The organism is Reyranella sp. (assembly GCF_004296935.1).
Lineage (GTDB): Bacteria > Pseudomonadota > Alphaproteobacteria > Reyranellales > Reyranellaceae > Reyranella.
Map to the genome: position 1 here is coordinate 1 of NZ_SCVH01000001.1, position 24,703 is coordinate 24,703.

The following is a 24,703-nucleotide window of genomic DNA, read 5'->3' on the forward strand; positions in this document are numbered from 1 at the left end:
GTTTCGTCATCACTTCACCGAGCCTCGCTTTCTGCCTGGGCGTCGCGATCAGGCGACGGCCGGGTCTCGCCTTTCGTAGAGCGCGCCTGGCTTCGTGACGATCACCCAAGCTATGCGGGCGATCTTTGCCGCAAGCGCAACGACGACTTTATTCACGTGCATTCTCGCTTGCAGCGCGTCGAGCCATTTGCCGAGACGGTCGCGCGTCCGGTCGAGGTGCGTCACGCACGATCGAGCGCCGTGGATCAGAAGACGTCGCAAGTAGCGGTTCCCGCGCTTGCTGATGCCGAGCAATGTTGTCTTGCCGCCGGTCGAGTATTCCCGAGGCACGAGACCAAGCCACGCGGCGAGATCGCGGCCGCGGCGGAACTGGCGGCCGTCGCCCGCTGCGGCGAGCAGAGCCGTCGCCGCGAGTGGGCCGAAGCCAGGGATGGTCATGAGACGTCGGGTGCGATCATCGCGGGCCGCCAGCCCTTCGATCTCCCGCGTTGCAGCGGCGATGCGCCGGTCGAGGTGGGCAACGTCTTCGAAGAGTTCGCCCAGCATCCGCCGCATCGCCGGCGTGAGATCGTTGCCGTCATCGGCCAGGACACCAGGCAGATCACGCCGGAACAGGCCTGCGCCTTGCCCGATGGCAGCCCCGTATTCGAGACAGAAGGCGCGCATCTGGTTGATGAGCCGGGTGCGGCTGGAGACAAGCTGATCTCGTATACGATGGAGGGCCTGGAGATCGATCTGTTCGGCCGTTCGAACTTGAGTAAAGCGCATCGTCGGGCGTGTCACGGCTTCCGCAATCGCCTCGGCGTCAATGGTGTCGTTCTTCTGCGATTTGACATAGGGCTTCACGAACTGCGCCGCGACGATGCGGACCTGGTGGCCCATTGCCAGCAGCTTGCGCGCCAGCCACTGCGAGCCAGGACAGGCCTCCATACCCACGAGGGTGCATCGCGCACGCTCGAAGAACGTGAGCAACGTGTCACGCTTGAACTTCACCCGTTGGACCACCGCGCCAGAGCCGTCGAGACCCACGACATGGAACACGTTCTTGCCGAGATCGACGCCATAGACGGCGGCATCTCGAGGGGCATTGCGGACCATTTGTCACTCCTTCCCTTTGTTGTGGAGACCTTAGCGTGCGATGGAAGGTGGGGCAGGTCATCCTATTAATGGTAGGCGTGCCGGCCCGTCGCGAGCAGGTGGCGTATGCAGGGCGCCGCGGCCTGTCGCAACGACGGTCTTGCACGCTGCTGGGAGTGGCCCGTTCGGCTCTGGGCTACCGATCGACGAAGGTCGAGAAGGATGCCGCTGTGCTGGCGCGCATGGCGGCGCTGGGCGCGCAGTACCCGCGTTTCGGCTACCGTCGTATCCGCATCTTCCTCGATCGCGAGGGCCATGCCATGAGCTGGGGCCGCTGCTATCGACTGTGGCGACGGGCCAGGCTGCAGGTGCCACGCAAGCGCCCGCGCAAACGGATCGCGACCGGCCGGCCACGGCCAAAGGCGCCAACCGGCGCGAACCAGGTGTGGTCGTACGACTTCGTCTTCGACTGGTGTGCCAACGGCCAGCAGCTCAAGTGCCTGACCGTCACCGACGAGTGGACCAGAGAAGGCCTGGCGATCGAGGTCGATGGCCGCATTCGCTCGGGCCGTGTGATCGAGGTGCTGTCGCGGTTGGTCAGCGAGCGCGGTGCGCCGCTCTATCTTCGTTCCGACAATGGGCCCGAGTTCGTCTCGCGGGCGCTCCTGAAGTGGATCGTCGATCAGGGGATCGAGACCGCGCTGATCGATCCCGGCAAGCCCTGGCAGAACGGCGCGCTGGAGAGCTTCAACGGCAAGTTCCGCGACGAGTGCCTGGGCATGGAGTGGTTCTTGTCGCGCGCACAGGCCAAGGTCGTGATCGAAGCCTGGCGCAGACACTTCAACGAAGTTCGCCCGCATTCGAGCCTCGGATATTTGACGCCGGCCGAGTTCGCCGCAAAGCTTCAAAACACCAACGCAGCTCCCGCTTCCGCAACGGGCCGGGACGCTGCGCGACATGGGGGCTTCGCGCCCCGGCCCGTTGCAACATCGTCCTTGAAGGGACAATCGAACGACCAGGAGACGCCGGTTCTTCCAAGTTAACCGTGGTCCGAAGAATCAGGGCAGGTCAGGCTCGGGGCTTTGATGACGCCACGTAGCGCTTACTCCTAGACTCACAGCGCTCGGAAAGATTTTGATTCGCACGACAAAACGCCGTTAGTGGCAAAGGGTTACCGCCTTTCCGACAAGCGCGGCCAAATTTGCAGCCGGGCCACGCTGCTGGATTCCCCGTTGAGAAAGTCGCCGGACCGGACATCTTCGGCATCTTAACTGCGCGCGGAAGATGAACTACTAAGCGTCCGGAGGCTTCATGGAAACGTTGGACAAGTACCGTAACAAGTGGCGTGAAGTTCCCGCGGGCGACGACGTGGATGGGCGCGTCTTCTCGGCGGGGTTGCTGGATCTCCCGGATGGGGAGTTCCTGGCGTCCTGGGGGCGGATGGCCGAGCGGCGGGCCTCTGGGGCGATGGCTTGGTTCCGCCCTTTGTATCGCGACTATTTTGCTGGAAAACGAGTCCTGGAGATTGGTTCCGGGGCGGGGGTGGATGGCATCCCGATGGCGGCGTTCGGCGCGCACTGGACCTTTGCTGATATCGTGCCGAACAACCTCGCGACCATCCGGCGTGTGGCAGCCCTCAAGGGGCTCGAGGCCAAGTTCCATCTGATCGACGACAATCTGTCCTTCGAGGCCCTGACTCCGGGTTACGATGCGATCCTTGTGGTTGGCTCCATTCACCACGTCCTCTACGACATCACCCGTCTGGAAGCCCTCAATGCCCTGCGTTTGCTGAAGGTCGGAGGGCGGTGGATCGAACTCGTCTATCCGCGCGAGCGGTGGCTCCGCGAAGGAGCGCTGTCGTTCGACAAATGGGGACAGCGTACTGATGGCGAGCGTACGCCTTGGGTAGAATGGTACGATATGGAGAAAATTCGGCGGCGCCTTCACCCGGCGACGTTCAAGATCATTCTGGATTTCGACCTGCGCTCGCGCGATCAGCGTTGGGTAGATCTCGAATTTCTGGGGATGGGCCGGGACAGCCGAAAGTTCATCGACATCCCCGGTCCGGTGATTTTCGAAGCCGGCGAGCGCGACGGTTGGACTTTTGCCGGATCGAAGGGCGCGTTCCATCCAATTGCCCGGATTGACCTTGCGCCGTTCTTGGATGCTTTGACCGGCCCTTATGAAATAGAGGTGACCGTCGATGTCAGGCAAGGGGTGGTCGGGCTGGGGTTGACCGACGATCACAACGCCCACCTGCCCGATTCGGAACTCGTAGTTGACAGCGGGCCGGACATTCAGACGCTAGCCTTGCGGTTTTCCGGGCGGCCCAAACATCTCGTCTTCAGGAACCGCCACGAAGACCGCCAGAGCATCTTCACGGTGCGCCGGGTTACGTTGCGAGAAGCAGCCTGAGGAGAATGCCATCGCTGATCAGCCTTGGCGTACCGCCACGATGAGCAAGGAACCGCCGAACGGCAGGCTGATGCCGGTTGCGATGATGGCGCGCTCGACGGTCAGCGCCGCCGAGAAAATGACATTCTGCCAGCGCGGATATTCGCGCACATCGCTCTTCGCGTCGTCGCGCTCGATCAGGCGATGAAGCAGCATCAGAGGGAAGAGGAACATGTTCCAGTAGCTCGCCCGGAGGGTGCGAAAGCCGTGCCGTGCCATCAGCGCGCGCGCCTCGCCACGGGTGAAGCGCCGGGCATTTTGCGTGCGCCTGTCGTGCGCCGAGAACATCCAGGCATAGGCCGGCAGGTTGAGAACCGCGACCGCCCCAGGCTGGAGGCAGCGGCGGGCCTCGCTGAGCGCGCGTTCCGGTTGGACGCCGGCATGGCAGAGAACATCGAGTGACACGTATCCGCCCAGCATGCCGTCGCCGACGGGCATTTCGTTGACCGAACCTGACATGACCGGCCGGCCGGCCTTGGCCAGCGCCATGGCGGCGGCCACGGGGTTGAAATCGAGCCCGAGGGTGACCCGGCCTGCCACGTTGGCGCCAAGAACGCGCAGCATGCCGCCAGTGCCGCAGCCGGCGTCCATCACGGGGCCGCTGGCCGGCGCGCTGGAAAGGGCGTGGGCGAGCTGCCCGGCCGCCAGCTTCCGCAAGCCGCGGTACCACCACATGCGGTCTTCGACCGCATGCATCAATTCGTATTCCGGACTTTCCACGCTCCAATGACTCCTGAAGTTGCGTGATTCTAACCACTGACGAGCGAATCTTGCCAATACTTCGGAAGCGCCAAAGGTTGGATATCTGGGGATTCTCAAGTAGAAGATCGCCTCGACTCGCCGGGTATCCCGTACGAAAGCGGGCTGGACATCGGCTAAAGCCTTTTGCTGCTCAACGGCGCAGGACAGTCTCAATATGAGTGTTTGCTGGATGACGCCGCAATGGAAGTCTTTGCGACAGTTGGTTTGCGGTGCCGGATGGCGTTAGGGAGAGGTGGCCTGGGGAATCTGGACAGTCGGGTAAGTGGAGTTTCTGCCTGAACGCGGCGAGGATGCCGCAGATCGGGAGAGACCATGAGCAGACGGACGAGACGGAACCACACGGCGGCCTTCAAGGCGAAGGTGGCATTGGCGGCCTTGAGGGGCGACAAGACGCTGGCGGAGCTGGCGCAGTATTTCGATGTCCACCCGAACCAGATCACCGATTGGAAGGGCCGGTTGCTCGAAGGGGCGACGGGCGTGTTCGGCCCGGACGGGGCTCGACCTGGGCCGGCGGTCGACGTGAAGACGCTGCATGCCAAGATCGGTGAGCTGACGCTGGAGAACGATTTTTTAGAAGGCGCGCTCACCAAGGCCGGCATGCTGAGCGCCAAGCGATGATCGACCGTACGCACGACCTGCCGTTGACGCGTCAGGCGAAGGTTCTGAAGCTGAGCCGGAGCAGCCTCTATTATCGGTCTCGGCCGGTGTCACCGGCCGATTTGGCGATCATGCGGCGGATCGACGAGCTGCATCTGGATTACCCGTTCGCGGGCAGCCGGATGCTGCGCGATCTGCTGCGCGGCGAGGGCGTCGAGATCGGTCGTTGCCGCATTCGCACGATGATGAAGCGGATGGGGATCGAGGCGATCTACCGGCGGCCCAACACCTCCAAGGCCGCGCCCGGGCACAGGATTTACCCGTATCTGCTGCGTGGCCTCGCGATCGACCGGCCGAACCAGGCATGGGCGATGGACATCACCTACATCCCGATGGCGCGCGGCTTCGTCTACCTGGCCGCGGTGGTCGACTGGTTCAGCCGCCGGGTTCTGGCCTGGCGGGTCTCGATCGACATGGCGGTGGGCTTCTGCCTCGAAGCCGTCGAGGAGGCGCTGGCCCGGCACGGCAAGCCGGGCATCTTCAACACCGACCAGGGCTCGCAGTTCACCGGCGCGGCCTTCACCGGCCTGCTGGCCGACAACGGCATCGCCATCAGCATGGATGGCCGGGGAGCCTGGCGCGACAACGTCTTCGTCGAGCGGCTGTGGCGGTCGGTCAAATACGAGGAGGTCTATCTGAGGGCCTACGACAGCGTCAGCCAGGCACGCGCCTCGCTGGGTCGCTATCTGGACTTCTACAACAGCAAGCGCCCGCACTCGAGCCTTGACGCCCGCACGCCCGATCGCGCCTACTTCGGCGGCGCCGCGATCCTGGCGCGGGCGGCATGACTTTTTGCCGCCGTGATGCTCTCGCCACTTCGGTCGGGCTACGCCCTCCCTGCGCGGCGAGAGCATCACGGCGATACCAACCGGCAGAGGCTCCACTTAGGAAGCTCGGAAATCTGTCCAAACAAACCGAGCCACCTCTGGAATCTTGTCGCAAAATCCATGATCGAGAAACCAGAACATCAGACCGGTCACAGCGACGCGCTGTTGCTGCATGTCGTCGATGGCGAATCGGTCATCGACGGAAACCTTGGCCCGTGGGGCCTTTTCATCCGATTTTTGCGCGCGCCGTTTGTGTCGGCGTACCGTCACCGCGACCTGATCAGGGTGATCCTCAAGCGCGAACTCGACGAACGCTTCAAAGGCTCTCAGGCTGGCTGGGTCTGGGCGCTCCTGGCGCCGCTGCTGGCTTTGTTGACATACACTTTCGCATTTGGCGGCTCCGCCGTATTGCCCAACAAGACCGCTGCCAAGTCGGCCTATGACTACTCGCTCTTTGTGTTCGGCGGCCTGATCGCCTTCAATTTCTTTGCCGAGATGACCTACAGGGCACCGTCGCTGCTTCAGGAATACGCGCATTTCATAAAGCAGACCCTGTTCCCGGCAGAAATGCTCGCCGTCATCTCGACCCTGCGGGCCTCTGCCTATGCCGGGATCGGCCTGGCGTTGATGCTTGTTGCTCAACTCGCCTTTACAGGCTCCCTGAGCTGGACCGTCATTTTCCTGCCGCTCTGGGCGATCTCGTTCATGGCCTTCCTGGTCGGGCTGACCTGGTTCCTGTCGGCTTTGGGGGCGTTCACGCGGGATGTCTCGTACTTGATGATGACGATCGCGCCCTTGCTGCTGTTTGCGACGCCGGTTTTTTTCTCCCAGGAAGTCCTGCCTCCGCCGATGGACGTTTTGATCTACGCCAATGTTCTGACGGGCTTCGTGGAGATCGTGAGAGACCTCGTCTTCTTCGGTCGACTGCCAGGACTCGCAGTGACGGCATGGACGTTCTTCATTTCACTGGCGATGTTCTGGTTCGGCTATTGGTTCTTCAATCAGAATAGGGCCAATATCGCCGATGTCCTCTGAGGCTCCTGTCGTCATTCATGCACGCCATCTGGCCAAGGCCTATCCGCTCTACAAGGATCAGGGCGCCTGGGTGAAGCAGGCATTGTTTGGCAGATTCAAGACGTACTCGAGACCCTTCTGGGCGCTGCGCGACATTGATCTTGAAGTGCGGCGGGGAGATAGCATCGGAATCCTGGGAAGGAACGGCTGCGGGAAATCCACGCTGCTGCAGATCGTCTGCGGCATGACCCGTCCGACAAAAGGCGAGATCTGGGTGAGGGGACGGGTTGCCCCGGTTCTCGCGCTGGGGGCGACTTTCGATCAGGATTCGACCGGCCGGCAGAATGTCCTGATCGCCGGTGCGGTGATGGGCTTGAAGCGCGCCGAGGTCATCGCAAAATTCGATTCGATCGCGGAGTTCGCCGGGATCGGCGCGTTCATGGACCAGCAGCTGAAGCACTATTCAACCGGCATGCGCACACGGCTTGCCTTTGCTATTTGCGCCCATGTCGAGGCGGATGTTCTGATCGTCGACGAGGCGCTGTCCGTCGGAGATGCTGCGTTCCAGCGGAAATGCCTCGATTGGATCGACAGCTTCAAGAAGCAGGGCACGCTTCTTTTCGTCAGTCATTCCGTGGATCAGGTGCGTCGCCTCTGCAATCACACGATCTGGATCGATAATGGGCGTATCCGCGAGCAGGGTGAACCGCAACGCGTTATTCGGTCCTATGTGCAAGCCACACGCGATGAGCGCGACGATGTCAGGCGCTTCTCGGCGGCGGATCAGTAGGGCACGACCGGCGGGCTTCGGGTTGGTCTCAAGCTTGTTTGCAGCATCGGTCTAAAGGGGCAAGATCGTGAAGGCAATTGGTCGCGGCCATGAGTGAACTTCCCCGTCCGGCGCTTTCGGTGGTGGCTCCCTGCTACAACGAGCAGGAGGTCCTGCCCGAATTCCTGCGCCGTGTCGGCGCGGTGCTGGACGCCGCCGGCGGAATTGCAGAGGTCGTGCTGGTCGACGACGGCTCGCGCGACCGGACCTGGGAAGTCATGACGGCCGCTGCCGCCGCCGATCCGAGGATCGTGGCCGTGCGCCTGATGCGCAATCACGGCCACCAGCTCGCGCTGACGGCCGGGCTGTCGGTCTGCCGAGGCGAACGCATCCTGATCATCGATGCCGACCTGCAGGATCCGCCCGAGCTGCTGCCCGACATGATGGCCCTGATGGATCAGGGCGCCGACGTGGTCTACGGCCAACGCCGGCAGCGCGACGGCGAGAGCCTGTTCAAGCGCGCGACGGCCGCTGGCTTCTACCGCCTGATCAACCGGCTGACCGATGTCGACATTCCCGCCGATGCCGGCGACTTCCGGCTCGTGACCCGCCGCGTCCTCGACCTGCTGCTCGCCATGCCCGAGCGTCACCGCTTCATTCGCGGCATGGTGGCCTGGATCGGCGGACGACAGGTGCCCCTGATTTACGACCGCCACGCCCGGGTGGCCGGCGAGAGCAAGTATCCGCTGAGCAAGATGATCCGTTTCGCGGCCGACGCCATCACCGCCTTCTCGGTGGTGCCGCTCATGGCATCGATGACGATCGGCTGGGTGATGGCGGGGGTCGGGTTAGGTTTTTTCATCTATTCCATGGTCGGCTGGGTGATGCATTCGAACCTGCCCGGCTGGACGTCGCTCATGGCGGCGCTCGGCCTGCTGGGCGGCATGCAGTTCCTGATGCTGGGCATCATCGGTGCCTATCTCGGACGGCTCTACGATCAGAGCAAGGGCCGGCCGTTGTTCATGATCCGCGACATCGTGGGCGGACCGAAGTAAATCAGCCCTTTCAACACACAAGGCGTTCGGTTCAAGCGATGTGAATTCGACAAGGGAGGTTTGCAGATTCTCTTGATGAAATAGTTGCAAGATCAGCAGGTTTATGGGTAGAAGTTCGATATCCTGACGCGCTTTGCGTCGCCACCTGGCCAGTCCAGCAATCGGGCATTTGCCCTGCACGGTCCTGACCGTGCCTCGAAATCCGACGACGGCGGAACCAGCCGACCGCGCGAGCCTCCCCGCCGATAGCAAGGTCCGGAGGTGTCCCCGGGGCGCCCTGGGCGTCCCCTGAACGACATGAAAGCCAAATCAGACCGACGAACCAGCGTCGGCCCCACATGCGCCCGGAGACAAAGTAGACAAAAACGTAACGTCCTGGTGTCTCCGGAGAAGCACCGGAAAGCCCTTAGATTTGGGCATTTCCATCATTTACGCTGGTGCCGCGACGGTGTTTACCGCCCGGAGCCGAGATAGAGCACGTCTGCCACGTCGGCGAATCTGTCGGCCGGCAGGGTTCGCCAGAGGTCGAGCACGGTGAGGCGGTGGCCGTTGCTCCGCTTGCACCAGGACGGGTCGATGTCCCTGTACTGCGGCCAGCCGGTGGCGACGATCAGCAGGTCGCAGTCGCGGACCGCGCCCTCGATCGAGGAGGCGCCCACGACCTTGTCGCCCAGCACCCCGATGGCCGCGTCCTGGGCCAGTGGATCATGCACGACCACGACGTAGCCCTGGTCGGCGAGCTTGGCCGCCAGCTTCACGCTGTGGCTTTCCTCGACCACCGGGGTCTGCGGCTTGTAGGAGAGGCCCAGGATGGCGATGCGCGTGCCGGCCTTGGCGAACTTGGCGACCAGGCCCGAGAGCCGGTCGATCTGGTAGTTGTTGATCCGGTCGGTCGCCTCGGCCACATCGGCGCGGGCGCCGATCTTGCGGGCGAAGGCGGCGAAGGCCACGTTGTCGCGCGGGAAGCAGGGGCCGCCGTAGCCCATCGCGCCCTTGAGGTACTTCGCGCCGATCCGGGTGTCGGCGCCCAGTGCTTTGGTCACGGCATCGACGTCGGCGCCGGGAATGCGGTCGCAGATGTCGGCCAGCATGTTGGCATAGGAGATCTTGGTGGTGACGTAGGTGTTCACAGAGATCTTGGTCAGCTCGGCGTTGACGAAGTTCATGCGCTGCACCGGCGGCTTCTTCTCGCACATCTGCAGGTAGATGGTCTGCAGCATGTCGCCCGCCTTGGAATCGCTCTCGCCGATCAGGATCGAGTCGGGAAACAGCATGTCGCGCACAACGCTGCCGAGCGCGATGAATTCGGGATTGTAGCAGAGGCCGAGATCCGGTCCGACCTTGCGGCCCGAGGCCTTCTCCAGGGCCGCCTTGATTTCGGTGTCGGTCGTGCCGGGCATCACCGTGCTGGTGATGACCACCATGTGATAGCCCTTCTTGGCCTTGAGCGCCTTGCCCAGCGTCTCCATCGCCTGCAGGACGAAGCGGTTGGAGAAGAAGCCGGTACTGTCCGACGGGGTCGGCACGATCACGAAGCTGGCGTCGCTCTTCTGGATCGCCTCGTTGGCGTCCATCGTGGCCGACAGGCGCTCCCGGTTGGCGGCGATCAGTTCGTTGAGCTGCGGCTCGACGATCGGCATCTTGCCGGCATTCATGGCGTCCACGAACGTCTTGTTCACATCGAGGCCGATGACATTGAAACCGCGGCTGGCGAGCACCGCCGCGAGAGGAGCTCCGAGCTTGCCGAGACCGACGACCGAGACGCGAGGCAGAGTTGCTGTCATTTCCATTCCCGTTTTGAGGGCCGGTACTGATACTGTCGGGAACGACGGGACGCCACCCCGAATTTGGCATCGGTTGGGCGCAATTCGCGCCTTGCGCGGTAGCGCCGCAGGGGCGAAGAATTGCCCGCTAAGAGCGAGGGAATCGAATGAAAGTTGAGTTTTCGGCCTTTCCGAAGGCCTTTTCGGGCAACGTTGCGATGTTCGTGGCCGCTGACAAGCAGCTCCTGGCGACGGCCCAGGCTGCCGATTCGAAGGCTGGAGGCGGCCTCACGCGGGCTCTTGGCGCAGGACGCTTCACGGGTGCCAAGAACCAGACCCTCACAATCCTGGGCCAATCTGGCGATATCGCCCGGCTGATGCTGCTGGGGGTGGGCAAGGGGCGCGAGCTCGACGCTCGCACTGCGGAAGGCTTGGGCGGCGTGGTTGCGGCGGCGGCAAACGCGGCGGGCCACGCGGCGGTCACGGTGGTCGTGGACCCGGTAAAAGGCAGCCGGCTGTCGCCGGGCCAGATCGCGGCCCACATCGCGTTGGGCGCGCGCCTGCGCAACTACCGATTCAACAAGTACAAGACCAAGGACAAGCCCGAGCAGAAACTTTCCCTCGAGCACCTCACCGTCGTCGTCGCGGGCCCTGCTGAGGCGCGCAAGGCCTATGCCCAGCTCGAACCCACTGTCGACGCCGTCTTCTTCGCCCGGGACCTCGTGAGCGAGCCGGCGAATATGCTTTACCCCGTCGAGTTTGCCCGCCGTGCGAAGGAACTCACGAAGCTCGGCGTGAAGGTCGAGATCCTGGGCGAAGCGGAGTTGAAGAAGCTCGGCATGAACGTCCTGCTGGCAGTAGGCCAGGGCAGCGAGCGCGAATCGCAACTCCTGGTCATGCGCTGGATGAACGGACCGAAGAACCAGGCACCGGTCGCGCTGATCGGCAAGGGCGTCACCTTCGACACCGGCGGCATCTCGCTGAAGCCGGCCGGCGGCATGGAGGACATGAAGTGGGACATGGGCGGTGCCGGTGCCGTCACCGGCGCCATGCGCCTGATCGCCGGCCGCAAGGCGAAGGCGAATGTCGTCGCCGTCTGCGCCCTCGTAGAGAACATGCCGGACGGCAATGCCACGCGGCCCGGTGATGTCGTGAAATCGATGTCGGGTCAGACGGTTGAGATCATCAACACCGATGCCGAGGGGCGGCTGATCCTGTGCGATGCCATGTGGTACGCGCAGGAGAAGTTCAAGCCGCAGGCCATGGTCGAACTGTCGACCTTGACCGGCGCCATCATCGTCTCGCTCGGTCACGAACGCGCCGGGCTTTTCTCGAACAACACGCAGCTCTCCACGCGGCTGCGCGTCGCGGGCTCGCAGATCGGCGAGAAGCTCTGGCGGATGCCGCTCGGGCCAAAATACGACAAGTTGATCGACTCCGAGATCGCCGACATGAAGAACGTCAGCAACGGCCGCGATGGCGGCTCGATCACGGCCGCGCAGTTCCTCCAGCGCTTCGTGCAGGATGGTGTCGCCTGGGCGCATCTCGACATCGCTGGCATGGCCTGGTCGACCAAGGGCGACGACACGACGCCCAAGGGTGCCACGGCGTATGGCGTGCGCCTGCTCGACCGGCTGATCGCCGACAATTACGAGCGCTGACAAGCAGATGGCGACCGAGGTCAATTTCTACCACCTGACCCGATCGTCGCTCGAGGACACCTTGCCCCGCCTGCTGGCCAAGACCCTGCAGGCAGGGGAACGGGCTGTCGTGATGCTGGGTTCGCCGGAGCGGGTGGACGCTCTCAACACCCATCTCTGGACCTTCGATCCCAACGGCTTCCTGCCGCACGGCGCAGCCCGCGACGGCGACCCCGACCGCCAGCCGGTGTGGCTGACCCATCTCGACGAGAATCCGAATGGAGCGGGCTACCTCTTCGTTGCAGACCACGCTCGATCCGTGCATGTGGCCGATTACAAGCGGTGCTTCGAGTTGTTCGACGGCCGCGACGACGCGGCGGTAGCCGATGCCCGCGATCGCTGGAAGATCTACAAGACTGCCGGCCACGTCATGGCGTATTGGCAGCAGACCGACAGCGGCGGCTGGGAGAAAAAGGCCTAGCGCTGCAGGCGGGGTTTCCAGAAGCCGTTCCAGGCGGCTTTCCATCGCTCGCGCATCGGGATATCGCCCTCGGGCCGATAGAAGTCCGGTGAGTCGGCCTCGAACTTGGCCATATATTCGCGATAGCTGAGCGGCCGCTTCACCCCCACCTGGGTCTGCGCCGCCAAAAGATCGAGGCCAGCGTCGACGTCGAATACCGTCGAGAGCCGGTTGCGCAGCCCTAGCAGCAACTCGGCCGCGGCATCGGGGTTCTCCCAGGCCGAGAACACCGCCACGAGCTTGGCGAGTTTTTCGGCGCTGAGCTGCTTGGCCCATTCCGCCCCCTTGGGACCCAGAATGTCGCGGGCATAGTAGGCCTCGCCCTGGAACGGGCGTCCCGACAGGGTCTCGGCCGGCGTCGGCCAGACGTAGCGTGACGGCAGTGCGCGCGTGGAATAGGTGCGCACATCGAGGCGGAAGAGGTCGAAGCCCTGGCGACGCATGAAGCGGTCGGTATTGTGAAACGTATGTTCGTCGGTAGCGCCTGAGCCGATGAAGTTGACCTCGAGCTGGACCGCCAGCAGGCCGAGCGGCTCGAAGCGCCCATCGAACGAACGGAGGATCTCGTAATCGACACCGTCGATGTCGATCTTGAGATAATCGACGTCGGTCAGGCCGCGCGCCGCGAGCAGGCCGGGAACGACGACCGGCTTCGCCGGGTCCGCAAGGCCCGTCATCTCCCAGGCATTGTTGCGGAATTGCTCCTCGGCGGAGGCTCCCTTGAGACGCGCCTCGCGGATTTCCCGCGTGCGCATGAAGCTCAGGCGATCACGCATCCGCATGATCAAGGGGGCGGCCGGACCGGCAGAAAGGTCGACGATCTTGTCGGCCCGTCGGCCGACGAAGGCGGCCAGATACTCGATATCGGGATTGGCCTCGCAGGCCGCGAGGCGGCGGCATTCGGCCTCGCTGGCGTCGATGCCGAGCGCGCGCAACCGCGGCTCGAAGACCCGCCACTGCTGCTCGATGCCGCCGGAGCAGCCGACATCCAGCAGGGTAAATCGCTCCGTCCGCAGGCCGTCGGCGACGAGCGCCGGGAATGTGCCGCCCATGCCGAGGGTCACACCGTGGCTACCGGCGTTGCGGGCGATCCGACGGCGCCCGGCAGGCGCAACGGCGGGGCTGTCAGAAGGAAGCGGGAGCGCTTCTTGGCGCGGAGCCACAGTGCCAAATCCTGCAACCACCAGATTTCCCCCAGGTTCAGTCCAAGCTTGAAAAGACAGTGATTGTGAATTGGCAGCGAGGGATGCTCCGCATCATCCGGCCCTGGTTTCGCGGGCACGGCCTCGACACCGTAATTGTCGGCGATGAGTGCAGAAATCTGGCTGTCGGTGATCCATTGCAGAAGCCGCTTGTCGCGGCCATCCAGGACACAGCACATGGCGTGGGCACGGTCTGGGTCAACCTTCTTGTTCATTTTGACGATTTCGTCAGTGAAGCCAGTATAGAGCAGCAACATGTCGCCCGGCTCGATTACCACCTTGTCGGCCTCAAGCACACGGCGCAAATCGTCGTAGTTCACATACTTATGGCCGCGGCCGTAGTGCTTCTCGAGGTCGACCATGACCGCACGGCCCTGAATCGCCTTGGCGGCCATGTTCTCGACCCCCAGCTTGTGGGCGTAGCTGAGGTGTCCACAGCCGTCCCGGCCGGCGTCGGGCAGGGGGCCGACGACGTCCGAGCCTGCCTTGAAGCCGTTGTAGTAGAGCGGCTCGGCCACGCCATCGCCGTCGGCATCGAACATGCCGCCGACGTGGGCGAGGGTGTCCCATTGCGTCGAGTACTGCAGGGTCAGGATGACCCGGTCGTCGCTGGCCACGTCCATGAACAAGGGGTTGATGGTCTTGGTATGGAAGTTGAAGCGCCAGCCGTTCTCGTCGCCGGTCGGCGACAGCACGGGGGGCAGCCGACGCGGGTTGAGCACGTTGCCGCCGGGGAAATCGAGCGGCAGGCTGAGGCAGAACGACAGGCCTTCCTTGACCTCGGCGATACCCTCGAGAACCTTCTTGGGGGTGATGAGATTGAGGCGGCCAAGTTGATCGTCGTCGCCCCAGTCCCCCCAGGTCGAACCCTCGGGGCGGTGCTTCCAGCGCTTCATGACGTTTCTCCCCCTTTTCGCCGGGGACAGTAGCGCGCGACCCCATCGTGCGTCATCACGCACGCATGCCTCCTGCGCTCAATTCCGCAAACGACCGCGCTGCGGATCGTCTATCATTGGCCTCCAAACGAGGGTTCCATGTCCGCTACCGCCGCAGCCCCCCTGGAGCGTGACGTCCGGGTCATCAGCCTGATCGGCGTCGCCCATGGCGCCAGCCACTACTACCAACTGGCCTTTGTCACGATGCTGCTGATCGTCCGCGAGAAGGCCGGGCTGTCGTTCACCGACGTGGGGGCGCTGGGGGCGATCTATTACGCGGTTTCCGGCATCTGCCAGACGCTCGCGGGCTTTGCCGTCGACCGGTTCGGCGCACGGCCGATCCTGGCCGGCGGGTTGGCGCTGGCGGCCGTCGGGCTCGCGCTCACTGCCCTGGCCGACTCGTTCCTGACCTTCTCCGCCATCTCGGTCGTTGGCGCCATCGGCAACTGCGTCTTCCACCCGGCCGATTTCGCCGTCCTGAATTCGTCGGTGAATCACCGCCGGCTGGGGAGGGCCTACAGCATTCACGGCCTCGGCGGTTCGCTGGGATGGGCCGCGGCGCCGATCATCTACTTCCTAGACGACCTCGTGGGGCGCACGGGCGCGGCCCTGATCGGCGCCGTGCCGGGCCTGATCCTGGCCGCCCTGGTGTTGAGCCATCGCCGGTACTTAGTTGACCACCGCGTCGAGGTCCGCGCCGCCGCCGCCGCGGACGGCGCGAAGGCAGGGCTCGGCCTCTTCCTGCAGGCCTCGATCCTGCTCTGTTTCGCCTATTTCGCGCTGATCGCCGTCAACACGGTAGGAATCCAGCAGATGGCGGTGCCGGCCTGGGTGGAGATGTTCGGCATTACCGAACGCTACGCCGCGCTCTGCCTGATCGTATTCATGGTCGGCTCGGCCGCCGGCATGCTCGCTGGAGGCTTCTTCGCAGACAGTGTGAAGCGCCACGATCTCGTGGCATCGGGCGGGCTTCTCGTCGCCGCCGCACTCACGGTGCCGGTCGCCGCCCTGGCCGTCACGCCGGCGGCCCTGTTGCCGTTGCTGGCGCTGGCAGGGTTTGCCGGAGGGGCCACCAACCCGTCACGCGACATGATCGTGCGCAATGCCACGCCGCCTGGCGCCTCGGGCAAGGTGTTCGGCTTCGTCTATTCCGGCCTCGATGTCGGCTCGCTCGTCGGGCCACCGCTGTTCGGCTATCTGATGGATCTGCATCTGCCGGCGGCGATCTTCTGGATCGCGATCGGGCTCTATGTGGTCAACGCGGGCGTGGTGCTGACCATCCGTCAGGCGAGCGCGCCGCGGGCCGTCGCCGCGGAGTGACCTAAGCCGCTTTTTCGAAGGCTTCCTGGGCCGACAACCAACGCTGCTCGGCATTGGCGACCTCGCGCTCGAGGCGAGCCTTCTCGCGCTGCAGGTCCGTGACGATCGCGCCGGGGCCGGCATAGATCGCCGGATCGGCGAGTTTGGCCATGACCCCTTCCAGTTGCGCCGTGAGGCGCGCCAGCATCTTCTCAGCGCTGTCGACCGCCTTCTTGAGCGGCGCCTTCTGGGCCCGGTTGTCGGCCGCGGCCTTGCGCTGGTCCTTCCTGGAGCCGGCATCGGCCGGGCGCTCGTCGCGCTTGGCCGGCTTGGCGCCGCGTTCCTTCAGGAGCTTTGCCTGGTATTCGTCGATGTCGCCGTCGAACGGCTTCACCGTGCCGTCGGCGACCAGCCATAGCGTGTCGGCCACCATCTTCACCAGATGCGTATCGTGGCTCACCAGCACGACGGCGCCCTCAAAATCGTTGATGGCATCGACCAGAGAGGCACGGGCATCCATGTCGAGATGGTTGGTCGGCTCGTCGAGCAGCAGCATGTGCGGCGCGTTGCGGGTGGCCAGCGCCAGCAGCAGGCGGGTCTTCTCGCCGCCCGAGAGGACGCCGACCTTGAGGTTGGCGCGGTCGCGCGAGAAACCGAAGCGGCCGAGCTGGGCGCGGACCTTGGCCTCCCCGGAGCCCGGCAGGGCGCGGTTCATGTGGTCGAACGGCGTCGCCTCGTAGTCGAGGCTCTCTTCCTGGTCCTGCGAGAAATAGCCGACCCGGAGCCGCGGAGTCTTCTTCAGCTTGCCTTCGCGCGGTTCCAGCCGCTGTGAGATCAGGCGGATGAAGGTCGACTTGCCGTTGCCGTTCTGGCCGAGCAGCGCGATGCGGTCTTCCATGTCGATGCGCAGGTCGAGATTGCGCAGCACCAAGGGACCATCGGGATAGCCGACCGAAACTTCGTCGAGCGTCTCGATTGGCGAGGCAAGGATCTCGGGCGAGGGGAAGTTGAAAGAGACGCGTTCCTCGATCGGCACGCTGGCCACCGGACCGAGTTTTTCGATCATCTTCATGCGCGACTGCGCCTGGCGTGCCTTGCTGGCCTTGGCCTTGAAGCGGTCGACGAAGGCCTGCATGTGCTTGCGCTGTGCCGCGACCTTGGCCTGCTGGGCGGCGTCGTTGGCCAGGCGCTCGGCACGCGTGCGCTCGAAGAAATCGTAGTTGCCGGTGTAGGGCACCAGCTTCTCGTTATCGATATGGACGATGTGGTCGCACACGTCGTTCAGCAGGTCGCGGTCGTGGCTGACCATGAGAACGGTGTTGCGGAAACGTTTCAGATGTTCGGTCAGCCACAGCATGGCCTCGAGATCGAGATGGTTCGACGGCTCGTCGAGGATCAGCAGATCGGGGTCGCTGAACAGCGTGCCGGCCAGCGCCACGCGCATGCGCCAGCCACCGGAGAACTCGCCGCAGGGTCGGGCCTGCTTTTCGTTGTCGAAGCCGAGGCCATGCAGGATCGAGGCGGCGCGGGAAGGCGCCGAGGCGGCACCGATCTCGTCGAGGCGGGCATGGATCTCGGCCAGCCGCAGGCCGTCGTGGCAGGTCGCATCCTCGGCCATCAGGGCGCTGCGCTCGACGTCGGCCGCCAGCACGGCGTCCAGGACGGTGATGTCGCCCCCGGGCGGGTCCTGGGGCACCGAACCGACGCGAGTGCGCCCCATCAGGTTGATTTCGCCGCTGTCGGCCTCGATCTGGCCCTGGATCAGGCGCAGCAGCGTCGATTTGCCCGCGCCGTTGCGGCCGACCAAGCCGACCTTCCAGCCATCGGAAAAGGCCGCTGAGGCGCGATCGAAGAGCACGCGCTCGCCGTGGCGGAAGGAAATCTCGCTGATATGGAGCATGGGGCGGCGGCCTTTAGCATGCGATGCTGGCCCATTCCAAGCCGGATCGGCCGACTTGCCGGGCCGAAACCTCGCGTCTATAAGGCGCGCCCATTCGCTAAGTGTTTGTCTTCAAGAGGATTCCATGGCCGTCGAACGCACGTTTTCGATCATCAAGCCGGACGCGACACGCCGGAACCTGACCGGCAAGATCAACGCCCGCTTCGAGGAAAAGGGCCTGCGGATCGTGGCCCAGAAGCGGATCTGGATGACAGCCACGCAGGCGGAGCACTTCTACGGCGTGCACAAGGCGCGCCCCTTCTTCGCCGACCTCTGCAAGTTCATGATGTCGGGCCCGGTCGTGGTGCAGGTGCTCGAGGGTGAGAACGCCATCGCCGCGAACCGAGAGATCATGGGTGCGACCAACCCCGCCAATGCCGCCGCCGGCACGATCCGCAAGGATTTCGCGGAATCGATCGAGGCCAACTCGGTGCATGGTTCGGACTCGCCCGAGAATGCCGCGATCGAAATCTCCTACTTCTTCGCCGGCGCTGAAATCGTCGGCTGAGGCACCAAGTAGAGACGAAAAAAGCGGCCCCCGGGGCCGCTTTTCTTTTACGGGCTTGGCCGCTGCGTCAGCCTAGGACGGCGAAGGCCACCAGCAGGGCCACGGTGCCGCCGATACCGAGCAACACCGCGAAGATCGACATGTGGCCGACCAGTCCCAGTGCCATGCTGACCAGCAACAGCACGATCCAAAGCAGCGTGAACGTGACCAGCTTGTTGAAGGACGTGTAGGTTTCCAGATGCGCGGGGTAATCGTCCTGTGCGTCGGCCATGTCTCGATCCTCGTTGAAATCTCGTAGCGATCTTATAGCGAACTAAGTTTCGGGGGAGAAGAGGAGGGTGGCGCCGGGCGGAATGTCGCGGACCGTGACCCGGCCTTCGGCAACCGCGATGCGGCCCTCGGCGAACCAGCGCACGACCAGCGGATAGAGCCGGTGCTCCTGGCGCAGGATGCGGGCCGACAGTGTTTCCTCGGTGTCGCCGGCCAGGACCGGCACGGCGGCCTGGGCGATGATCGGCCCGGCGTCGAGGTCCGGAATGACAAAGTGGACCGTGCAGCCACTCAACCGAACACCGGCATCGAGTGCCTGCTGCTGGACATGCAGGCCCTTGAAGCAGGGCAGCAGCGACGGGTGGACGTTGATCACCCGGTCGGCCCAGCGAACCGGGAACCACGGGCTGAAAATCCGCATGAAGCCCGCGAGAACGACCAGTTCCACGCCGTGCCGTTCCAGCTCGGCCGACAGGGCACGATCGAAGGTCTCGCGGTCGGCGTGGCCGCGATGGGACACTACTGCCGTCGCGATGCCGGCATCGGCCGCGACCTTGAGGCCGGGCGCGCCCGCTTGATTGCTGACGACACAGGCGACCTCCGCCGGGTAGTCGGCGGCCTGGGCTGCCCGGATCAGCGCCGCCATGTTGCTGCCGCGGCCCGAGATCAGGATTCCGACCTTCAGCTTCGCCATAGGCTGTCGGCATGCTCGACGACGCAGTCGGCCTCGTCGCCGGGCGCGTGCTCGACGATGCCGATCTCGTGCACGGTCTCACCGGTTTCGGCCAACGCCTTCGTGACTCGCGCGGCATCGTCCCTGGCCACCACGGCGATCATGCCGAGGCCGCAGTTGAAGGTCCGCAGCATGTCGTCGGTCGGCACGTGGCCGACGTCGTGAAGCCAGCGGAAGACCGGCGCCGCCGACCACTGCCGGGCATCGAGGCGCGCGCGCGTTCCCGCAGGCAGGCAGCGCGGGACGTTGCCGGGCAGGCCGCCGCCGGTGATATGGGCGAGCCCCTTGATGGCGCGGGTCGCCCGCACGACGCCGAGAACCTGCTTCACGTAGATGCGGGTCGGTTCGAGCAGGGCCACGCCCAGCGACGTCTTGGCGAAGGGTGCGGGTGCGTCGTAGGCAAGACCGCTTCGCGCGACGACGCTGCGGACCAGCGAATATCCGTTCGAATGGGGCCCGCTCGAGGCGATGCCCAGCACCGTGTCGCCGGCCGCGATGTCGGCCCGTGGCAGCAGTTCGTCGCGCTCGGCGGCGCCGACTGTGAAACCGGCCAGATCATAGTCGCCGTCGGCATACATGCCGGGCATTTCCGCCGTCTCGCCGCCGATCAGGGCGCAACCTGCGCGCCGGCAACCCTCGGCGATACCGGCCACGACGCGCCGGCCGACGTCGACGTCGAGACGGCCGCTCGCATAGTAGTCGAGGAAGAACAGCGGCTCGGCGCCCTGGACCACGATGTCGTTGACGCACATCGCCACCAGGTCGATTCCCACCGTGTCCGGAATGCCGGCCTCGATCGCCACCTTAAGCTTGGTGCCGACGCCGTCGGTGCCCGACACCAGGATGGGATCGCGAAAGCCCGCCGCCTTGAGGTCGAACAGGCCGCCAAAGCCGCCCAGGCCGCCTAGGACGCCCGGTCTGTCGGTGGCGCGGGCCAAAGGCTTGATATGCTCGACCAGCGCGTCGCCGGCATCGATGTCGACGCCGGCGTCCTTGTAGGTCAGGGGCGGCCTGTTGTGGCCTCCCTTGCTGTCGTTCGGGGCGTCGGGCTTCAAGCCATGCTCATTCGTGCTAGATCAGGTGGCGTGCTAGATAGTTGGCGCGAACATAGCCAAAAACCGGACCCCCGCAATGCCGATAGGCCGATGGTTTTCCACGATCGTGGCAATTCTGCTGGCGACCCTTGCCGTGTGCGGCAGCGTCGCTGCGCAGGGAGGGGGCGGTAACTCCTATGCGATCACCGGCATTGATGTCGACGTGAATGCCACCGATGCGGTCAAGGCGCGGGAGCAGGGCATCCAGGAAGCCAAGCGCCGGGCCTCGCGCATGCTGGTCGATCGCCTCGTGGCGGCCGAGGACCGCGGCCGCGTGCCGCCGCTCGACGATGCCCGGCTGGACGGCATGGTTCGCGGTGTCGAATTCGTCCGCGAGCGCTCCGCACCCAACCGCTACATCGCCACTTTGAACGTCGTATTCGCCGCCGACATGGCCAAATCCTGGCTCGCCGACAGTGGCGTGAAGGTGGTCGAGACGGTCGCGCGCCCGGCCCTGCTCATCCCGCTGTGGAAGAGCAAGGCCGGAGTCGAGCCGCTGGACGACCGCAATGCCTGGCGCGAGGCATGGCGGACCCTCGATACGGCGGGCAGCGCCGTGCCCGTGACCGTGATCCGCGCCGATCCCGTCGACCAGAACCTGCTGACGTCCGAGCAGGCCTATGTCGGCGACGTCGCCGCGCTGTCGCGCCTGAATGAACGCTATCGCGCCCCCACCATCATCGTGGCCATCGTCGAGGGCGACAAGGACTCCGGCGCGCTCAGTGTCGGTGGCATCCGCTACGACACGCAAACCGGTGCCCGCAGCGAGATCGCCAAGGTTCCGGTCGAGAGCGCCGGCCAGCTCGCCGAGGCTGCCAAGAAGGTACATGCGCGGGTGAACGACGAGTGGCGCAGCATCGCAGTCGTCCGCCGCGACTCGCAGGATGCGATCGACGTGGTCGTGCCAATCCGGGCGCTGGGGGACTGGGTGCAGGTACGGCAGCGGCTGGGTGGCGTGCCGGCGGTCAAGAGCGTGGTCGTGCGTTCTCTGGAGTCGGACCGCGCCGAGCTGCATCTCGAATACTATGGCACGGCCGACGAGCTCCAGCGCACCCTGGCGCAGGCTGGCCTTCGGCTGGACAAGGAAGCCGATCAGTGGCGGCTGCAGCCGCGGTGACGACCGAAAGTGGCAGCAGCGACGTGACTCAGCCGGCGATTGGTGGCCGCTGGCGGTTCTGGCTGGCGGCGGCGGCCGTCTTCCTGCTCATCCTCTGGCTCCTGAACGACATCCTGCTGCCGTTCGTGGTCGGCGTGGTCGTCGCTTATTTCCTCGACCCCGTCGTCGCGCGCCTGCAGCGGCTCGGCCTTTCGCGCACGATGGCCACGACTGCCGTGACCATCGTGGCCGTGTTGCTTACCGTCGGCATCGCCATGGCCATCCTGCCGCCGCTGCTCGGCCAGGTGGAAGCGCTGATCGTGAAGGCGCCCGAGTACGTGGCGAAGGCATCCATGCGCATCCAGCCGCTGATCGAGCCTCTGCGCGAGAAGCTCGGGTTGCAGCCTCTCAGCATCCAGGATCTGCAGGCAGAGGCCGGCCAGTGGGCCGGCAGGGCGCTTGCCATGGTGGGGGGCGTTGCCGGCCAGGTCGCGCAACGGGGCGTGGCACTCATCAATCTTCTCGGTCTGCTGTTCATCACGCCGGTCGTGACGTTCTACATGCTGCGCGACTGGGAGAAGGTCGTTGCCGCGATCGACAGTGGCTTGCCGCTCGACCATGCCGACACCGTCCGCAAGCTTGCCCGCGAGTCGAACGCCGCCATCGCGGGATACGTGCGTGGCCAGGCGCTGGTCTGCCTCTGCCTCGGCTCGATCTACGCCATCGGCCTGTCGCTGGCCGGGCTGCAGTTCGGCTTGGTCATCGGCCTGATCGCCGGCGCCATATCGTTCATTCCGTTCGTCGGGACCTTCGTCGGCGCCGTGATGGCGATCGGCATGGCGCTGGTCCAGTTTCCACCGGATTGGATCGGCGTTGTGAAAGTCGCGGCCGTGTTTCTTTTCGGCCAGACCATGGAAGGCAATGTGCTGTCGCCCAAGCTCGTCGGCGACAGGGTTGGGCTGCATCCGGTGTGGATCATGTTCGCCCTGCTGGCGGGTGGCTCGCTGTTCGGATTCGTCGGCATCCTGGTCGCGGTGCCGACGGCGGCGGTGATCGGCGTGATCGTGCGCCACTTGCTCGGCCGCTACCGCGAGAGTGCGATCTATCGCGGCAACTCATCCGGCTGATCGGCCGATGCCCAATCAACTCACCCTCGAACTCGCGTTGCCGCCGCCCACCTATGCCCGCGAGGACTTTGTCGTCGCCGGCGGCAATCGCGAGGCTCTGGCGTGGATCGATCGCTGGCCCGACTGGCCGGCGCCTGCGCTGGCGCTGAGCGGCCCGACCGGCTGCGGCAAGACCCATCTCGCCCGCATCTGGGCGGCGCGCTCAGGCGCCGTCGTGGTCGATGGCACCGCCCTCGAGGGCAAGAGCGTGGCCGACCTGTCCGATATGGCAACGGCCTCGCCCGCGATCGTCGTCGAGGGCGCGGAGCGCGCCCCGGAGCGGGGGCTGCTCCATCTCTACAATCTGCTGCGCGAACGCGGAGGCCACCTGCTGCTGACGTCCGCCTTGCCGCCGGCTCATTGGTCAATCGCGCTGCCCGATCTGGCGTCCCGGCTGCGGGCCGCACCGGCCGTGGCTGTGGCGCCTCCCGACGACGAACTGCTGGGTTCGATCATCCTGAAGCAGCTCGGCGACAGGCAATTGCATGCTGGTGCCGGCGTCGTGCAGTATCTGGTGTCGCACATGGAACGGTCGGCAGAAGCTGCGCGGCGTGTCGTGGCGGCGCTCGATCGCCGTGGATTGATCGAGCAGCGGGAGATCGATCGGCGGTTGGCCGCCGACGTCCTGGGAGAATTGTCCGGCATGTCGCCGACGACGTAGGGAGGAAGTATGAGAAAGCTGTTCCTGGCCGCGCTGTTCGCGGCAATTGCTCCGGCGGCCTCCGCCCAAGCGCAGTCTGTCATGGGCACATGGCTGACGGCTTCGGGTGTGGCACAGGTCAAGATCGAACCGTGCGCGAACCCTGCGAGCGGCGCGCTCTGCGGCTTCATCGTTGGCCTGATCAATCCCAAGGGGCCGGACGGCGTCGTGGTCGCGCCCGACGTGGCGACCGACTATCGCAACGAGAACCCGGCGCTGCGCAGCCGCAAGGTACTGGGCATGCCGCTGATCTGGGGTTTCAAGAAGACGTCGGATCCCAACGCTTTTGAGAGCGGCCAGATCTACAACGGCGAGAACGGCAAGACTTACTCGGCCAACATCAGCCTGCAACCGGACGGCACGCTCCGCCTGCGTGGCTACGTCGGCTCGCCGATGTTCGGCGAGACCCAGATATGGACACGCGCGAAGTAGGGAGCAGAAAAATGGATATGGGCATCAAGGGTCGCAAGGCGATCGTCTGCGCGGCAAGCAAGGGCTTGGGCAAGGGCTGCGCCATGGCTCTGGCGCGGGAGGGCGTCGATCTCGTCATCAATGCCCGCACCAAGTCCGAACTGGACGCGACGGCGGAGGAGATCCGCAAGGCGACCGGCGTGAAGGTGACCGCGATCGCGGTCGACGTCACGACCGAGGCGGGGCGCAACGCCGTCCTCGCCGCCTGTCCCGAACCGGACATCATCGTCAACAACGCCGGCGGGCCGCCGCCGGGCGACTTCCGCGACTGGAAGCGCGACGACTGGATCAAGGCGATCGATGCCAACATGCTGACGCCGATCGAATTCATCAAGGCATCGGTCGACGGCATGATGAAGCGCGGCTTCGGGCGCATCGTGAACATCACTTCGAGCTCGGTGAAGGCGCCGATCGACATCCTGGGCCTCAGCAACGGGGCGCGCAGCGGCCTTACCGGCTTCGTCGCCGGCGTTTCGCGCACGACGATCAGGCATGGTGTCACCATCAACGGTCTGCTGCCCGGGCCGTTCGATACCGACCGCCTGCGCGGCACCATGAAGGCGCGTGCCGCCAAGGCCGGGCGCAGCTTCGACGACGAGTACAAGGCGGCGGCCAAGGCGCATCCCGCCGGCCGCTTCGGCACGGCCGAGGAATTCGGCGCCATGTGCGCGTTCCTTTGCAGTGTGCACGCGAGCTACATGACCGGCCAGAATGTCCTGATGGACGGCGGTCAGTATCCGGGTACCTACTAG

Annotated in this window: 23 protein-coding genes and 1 pseudogene; 15 read left to right on the forward strand and 9 right to left on the reverse strand. The window is 64.9% G+C overall.

Going from position 1 to position 24,703, the window contains the following annotated elements:
* Window positions 1-48: 48 nt before the first annotated feature.
* A complete protein-coding gene (locus EPO55_RS00005) occupies window positions 49-1,098 on the reverse strand; it encodes an IS110 family transposase (protein WP_296334279.1) in 1,050 nt (349 codons plus the stop codon).
* A gap of 68 nt (window positions 1,099-1,166) precedes the next feature.
* Between EPO55_RS00005 and EPO55_RS00010 the strand changes: the two are divergent.
* Both EPO55_RS00010 and EPO55_RS00015 read left to right on the forward strand, forming a co-directional pair.
* A pseudogene (locus EPO55_RS00010) lies at window positions 1,167-1,970 on the forward strand (IS3 family transposase); the annotation flags it as partial.
* A 418-nt stretch (window positions 1,971-2,388) separates the two neighbouring features.
* Window positions 2,389-3,492, forward strand: coding sequence for a class I SAM-dependent methyltransferase (locus EPO55_RS00015; protein ID WP_296334280.1), 1,104 nt, complete (start codon window positions 2,389-2,391; stop codon window positions 3,490-3,492).
* Window positions 3,493-3,510: 18 nt separating this feature from the next.
* Here the strand turns inward: EPO55_RS00015 and EPO55_RS00020 are convergent, their stop codons facing one another.
* The gene (locus tag EPO55_RS00020) at window positions 3,511-4,251 is read right to left on the reverse strand and encodes a class I SAM-dependent methyltransferase (RefSeq protein WP_296334282.1); all 741 of its coding nucleotides are present in this window, start codon (window positions 4,249-4,251) and stop codon (window positions 3,511-3,513) included.
* Window positions 4,252-4,605: 354 nt separating this feature from the next.
* Between EPO55_RS00020 and EPO55_RS00025 the strand changes: the two genes are divergently transcribed.
* The 4 genes from EPO55_RS00025 (at window position 4,606) to EPO55_RS00040 (ending at window position 8,615) form a co-directional block, all read left to right on the forward strand.
* Window positions 4,606-5,738, forward strand: a protein-coding gene (locus tag EPO55_RS00025) for an IS3 family transposase (RefSeq protein WP_296334284.1) whose coding sequence is annotated in 2 segments (ribosomal slippage) — window positions 4,606-4,867 and window positions 4,867-5,738 — 1,134 coding nt in all. Because the reading frame shifts where the segments join, the coding sequence is not laid out codon by codon here.
* Window positions 5,739-5,897: 159 nt separating this feature from the next.
* Window positions 5,898-6,812, forward strand: coding sequence for an ABC transporter permease (locus EPO55_RS00030; RefSeq protein ID WP_296334285.1), 915 nt, complete (start codon window positions 5,898-5,900; stop codon window positions 6,810-6,812).
* A complete protein-coding gene (locus tag EPO55_RS00035; RefSeq protein ID WP_296334287.1) occupies window positions 6,802-7,581 on the forward strand; it encodes an ABC transporter ATP-binding protein in 780 nt (259 codons plus the stop codon). The genes EPO55_RS00030 and EPO55_RS00035 overlap by 11 nt, the downstream gene beginning before the upstream one ends.
* Before the next feature lie 89 nt (window positions 7,582-7,670).
* Window positions 7,671-8,615 carry a glycosyltransferase family 2 protein gene (locus tag EPO55_RS00040; RefSeq protein ID WP_296334288.1) on the forward strand — a complete coding sequence of 315 codons (945 nt, stop codon included), beginning with the start codon at window positions 7,671-7,673 and terminating at the stop codon, window positions 8,613-8,615.
* Window positions 8,616-9,067: 452 nt separating this feature from the next.
* Here EPO55_RS00040 and EPO55_RS00045 read toward each other — a convergent pair whose 3' ends face one another.
* Window positions 9,068-10,399, reverse strand: a complete 1,332-nt coding sequence (locus EPO55_RS00045) for a nucleotide sugar dehydrogenase (RefSeq protein WP_296334290.1) — start codon at window positions 10,397-10,399, stop codon at window positions 9,068-9,070.
* A gap of 146 nt (window positions 10,400-10,545) precedes the next feature.
* Between EPO55_RS00045 and EPO55_RS00050 the strand changes: the two genes are divergently transcribed.
* Both EPO55_RS00050 and EPO55_RS00055 read left to right on the forward strand, forming a co-directional pair.
* A complete protein-coding gene (locus EPO55_RS00050) occupies window positions 10,546-12,039 on the forward strand; it encodes a leucyl aminopeptidase (protein WP_296334292.1) in 1,494 nt (497 codons plus the stop codon).
* 7 nt (window positions 12,040-12,046) lie between these two features.
* Window positions 12,047-12,499, forward strand: coding sequence for a DNA polymerase III subunit chi (locus tag EPO55_RS00055; RefSeq protein ID WP_296334294.1), 453 nt, complete (start codon window positions 12,047-12,049; stop codon window positions 12,497-12,499).
* Here the strand turns inward: EPO55_RS00055 and EPO55_RS00060 are convergent.
* Together EPO55_RS00060 and EPO55_RS00065 are read right to left on the reverse strand one after the other, a co-directional pair.
* Window positions 12,496-13,602 carry an FkbM family methyltransferase gene (locus tag EPO55_RS00060; protein ID WP_296334296.1) on the reverse strand — a complete coding sequence of 369 codons (1,107 nt, stop codon included), beginning with the start codon at window positions 13,600-13,602 and terminating at the stop codon, window positions 12,496-12,498. The genes EPO55_RS00055 and EPO55_RS00060 overlap by 4 nt on opposite strands.
* Window positions 13,599-14,636 (reverse strand): cyclase family protein, encoded by a 1,038-nt coding sequence (locus tag EPO55_RS00065; protein WP_296334298.1) that lies wholly within the window; start codon window positions 14,634-14,636, stop codon window positions 13,599-13,601. Before EPO55_RS00065 ends, EPO55_RS00060 begins: the two co-directional genes overlap by 4 nt.
* A 138-nt stretch (window positions 14,637-14,774) precedes the next feature.
* Here EPO55_RS00065 and EPO55_RS00070 point away from each other — a divergent pair, with 138 nt between their 5' ends.
* Complete coding sequence (locus EPO55_RS00070; protein WP_296334300.1) at window positions 14,775-15,995, forward strand: MFS transporter; 1,221 nt, start codon at window positions 14,775-14,777, stop codon at window positions 15,993-15,995.
* A 1-nt stretch (window position 15,996) separates the two neighbouring features.
* Here the strand turns inward: EPO55_RS00070 and EPO55_RS00075 are convergent, their stop codons facing one another.
* The gene (locus EPO55_RS00075) at window positions 15,997-17,874 is read right to left on the reverse strand and encodes an ATP-binding cassette domain-containing protein (RefSeq protein WP_296334302.1); all 1,878 of its coding nucleotides are present in this window, start codon (window positions 17,872-17,874) and stop codon (window positions 15,997-15,999) included.
* 124 nt (window positions 17,875-17,998) lie between these two features.
* On the opposite strand from EPO55_RS00075, the gene ndk reads away from it, so the two are divergent.
* Window positions 17,999-18,421 (forward strand): nucleoside-diphosphate kinase, encoded by a 423-nt coding sequence (gene ndk, locus EPO55_RS00080; RefSeq protein WP_296334304.1) that lies wholly within the window; start codon window positions 17,999-18,001, stop codon window positions 18,419-18,421.
* Between the two features lie 67 nt (window positions 18,422-18,488).
* On the opposite strand, the gene EPO55_RS00085 is transcribed toward ndk, so the two are convergent.
* Genes EPO55_RS00085 through purM form a run of 3 tightly spaced genes read right to left on the reverse strand, consistent with a single transcriptional unit; the run spans window position 18,489 to window position 20,428 of the window.
* Complete coding sequence (locus EPO55_RS00085) at window positions 18,489-18,692, reverse strand: aa3-type cytochrome c oxidase subunit IV (RefSeq protein WP_296334306.1); 204 nt, start codon at window positions 18,690-18,692, stop codon at window positions 18,489-18,491.
* Between the two features lie 42 nt (window positions 18,693-18,734).
* Window positions 18,735-19,385: a phosphoribosylglycinamide formyltransferase gene (gene purN / locus EPO55_RS00090; RefSeq protein WP_296334308.1), complete on the reverse strand. Its 651-nt coding sequence runs from the start codon at window positions 19,383-19,385 to the stop codon at window positions 18,735-18,737.
* Window positions 19,373-20,428, reverse strand: a complete 1,056-nt coding sequence (gene purM, locus EPO55_RS00095) for a phosphoribosylformylglycinamidine cyclo-ligase (protein WP_296334343.1) — start codon at window positions 20,426-20,428, stop codon at window positions 19,373-19,375. The genes purN and purM overlap by 13 nt, the downstream gene beginning before the upstream one ends.
* Window positions 20,429-20,585: 157 nt before the next feature.
* Here purM and EPO55_RS00100 point away from each other — a divergent pair, with 157 nt between their 5' ends.
* The 5 genes from EPO55_RS00100 to EPO55_RS00120 are packed head-to-tail and all read left to right on the forward strand — an operon-like array spanning window position 20,586 to window position 24,703.
* Window positions 20,586-21,635, forward strand: a complete 1,050-nt coding sequence (locus tag EPO55_RS00100; RefSeq protein ID WP_296334310.1) for a DUF2066 domain-containing protein — start codon at window positions 20,586-20,588, stop codon at window positions 21,633-21,635.
* Window positions 21,614-22,741: an AI-2E family transporter gene (locus EPO55_RS00105; RefSeq protein ID WP_296334311.1), complete on the forward strand. Its 1,128-nt coding sequence runs from the start codon at window positions 21,614-21,616 to the stop codon at window positions 22,739-22,741. The genes EPO55_RS00100 and EPO55_RS00105 overlap by 22 nt, the downstream gene beginning before the upstream one ends.
* A gap of 7 nt (window positions 22,742-22,748) precedes the next feature.
* Window positions 22,749-23,441 (forward strand): DnaA/Hda family protein, encoded by a 693-nt coding sequence (locus EPO55_RS00110; protein ID WP_296334312.1) that lies wholly within the window; start codon window positions 22,749-22,751, stop codon window positions 23,439-23,441.
* Window positions 23,442-23,450: 9 nt separating this feature from the next.
* Window positions 23,451-23,912: a DUF2147 domain-containing protein gene (locus tag EPO55_RS00115; protein WP_296334314.1), complete on the forward strand. Its 462-nt coding sequence runs from the start codon at window positions 23,451-23,453 to the stop codon at window positions 23,910-23,912.
* Between the two features lie 11 nt (window positions 23,913-23,923).
* Entirely contained in the window at window positions 23,924-24,703 is a 780-nt protein-coding gene (locus tag EPO55_RS00120; RefSeq protein ID WP_296334316.1) for an SDR family oxidoreductase, read from the forward strand.

What these genes read in the sequence shown, in the direction of transcription:
- EPO55_RS00005 (WP_296334279.1), bottom strand. Translation starts at nt 1,098, where the DNA reads ATGGTCCGCAATGCCCCTCGAGATGCCGCCGTCTATGGCGTCGATCTC.
- EPO55_RS00015 (WP_296334280.1), top strand. Translation starts at nt 2,389, where the DNA reads ATGGAAACGTTGGACAAGTACCGTAACAAGTGGCGTGAAGTTCCCGCG.
- EPO55_RS00030 (WP_296334285.1), top strand. Translation starts at nt 5,898, where the DNA reads ATGATCGAGAAACCAGAACATCAGACCGGTCACAGCGACGCGCTGTTG.
- EPO55_RS00035 (WP_296334287.1), top strand. Translation starts at nt 6,802, where the DNA reads ATGTCCTCTGAGGCTCCTGTCGTCATTCATGCACGCCATCTGGCCAAG.
- EPO55_RS00040 (WP_296334288.1), top strand. Translation starts at nt 7,671, where the DNA reads ATGAGTGAACTTCCCCGTCCGGCGCTTTCGGTGGTGGCTCCCTGCTAC.
- EPO55_RS00045 (WP_296334290.1), bottom strand. Translation starts at nt 10,399, where the DNA reads ATGACAGCAACTCTGCCTCGCGTCTCGGTCGTCGGTCTCGGCAAGCTC.
- EPO55_RS00050 (WP_296334292.1), top strand. Translation starts at nt 10,546, where the DNA reads ATGAAAGTTGAGTTTTCGGCCTTTCCGAAGGCCTTTTCGGGCAACGTT.
- EPO55_RS00055 (WP_296334294.1), top strand. Translation starts at nt 12,047, where the DNA reads ATGGCGACCGAGGTCAATTTCTACCACCTGACCCGATCGTCGCTCGAG.
- EPO55_RS00065 (WP_296334298.1), bottom strand. Translation starts at nt 14,636, where the DNA reads ATGAAGCGCTGGAAGCACCGCCCCGAGGGTTCGACCTGGGGGGACTGG.
- EPO55_RS00070 (WP_296334300.1), top strand. Translation starts at nt 14,775, where the DNA reads ATGTCCGCTACCGCCGCAGCCCCCCTGGAGCGTGACGTCCGGGTCATC.
- EPO55_RS00075 (WP_296334302.1), bottom strand. Translation starts at nt 17,874, where the DNA reads ATGCTCCATATCAGCGAGATTTCCTTCCGCCACGGCGAGCGCGTGCTC.
- ndk (WP_296334304.1), top strand. Translation starts at nt 17,999, where the DNA reads ATGGCCGTCGAACGCACGTTTTCGATCATCAAGCCGGACGCGACACGC.
- EPO55_RS00085 (WP_296334306.1), bottom strand. Translation starts at nt 18,692, where the DNA reads ATGGCCGACGCACAGGACGATTACCCCGCGCATCTGGAAACCTACACG.
- purN (WP_296334308.1), bottom strand. Translation starts at nt 19,385, where the DNA reads ATGGCGAAGCTGAAGGTCGGAATCCTGATCTCGGGCCGCGGCAGCAAC.
- EPO55_RS00110 (WP_296334312.1), top strand. Translation starts at nt 22,749, where the DNA reads ATGCCCAATCAACTCACCCTCGAACTCGCGTTGCCGCCGCCCACCTAT.
- EPO55_RS00115 (WP_296334314.1), top strand. Translation starts at nt 23,451, where the DNA reads ATGAGAAAGCTGTTCCTGGCCGCGCTGTTCGCGGCAATTGCTCCGGCG.
- EPO55_RS00120 (WP_296334316.1), top strand. Translation starts at nt 23,924, where the DNA reads ATGGATATGGGCATCAAGGGTCGCAAGGCGATCGTCTGCGCGGCAAGC.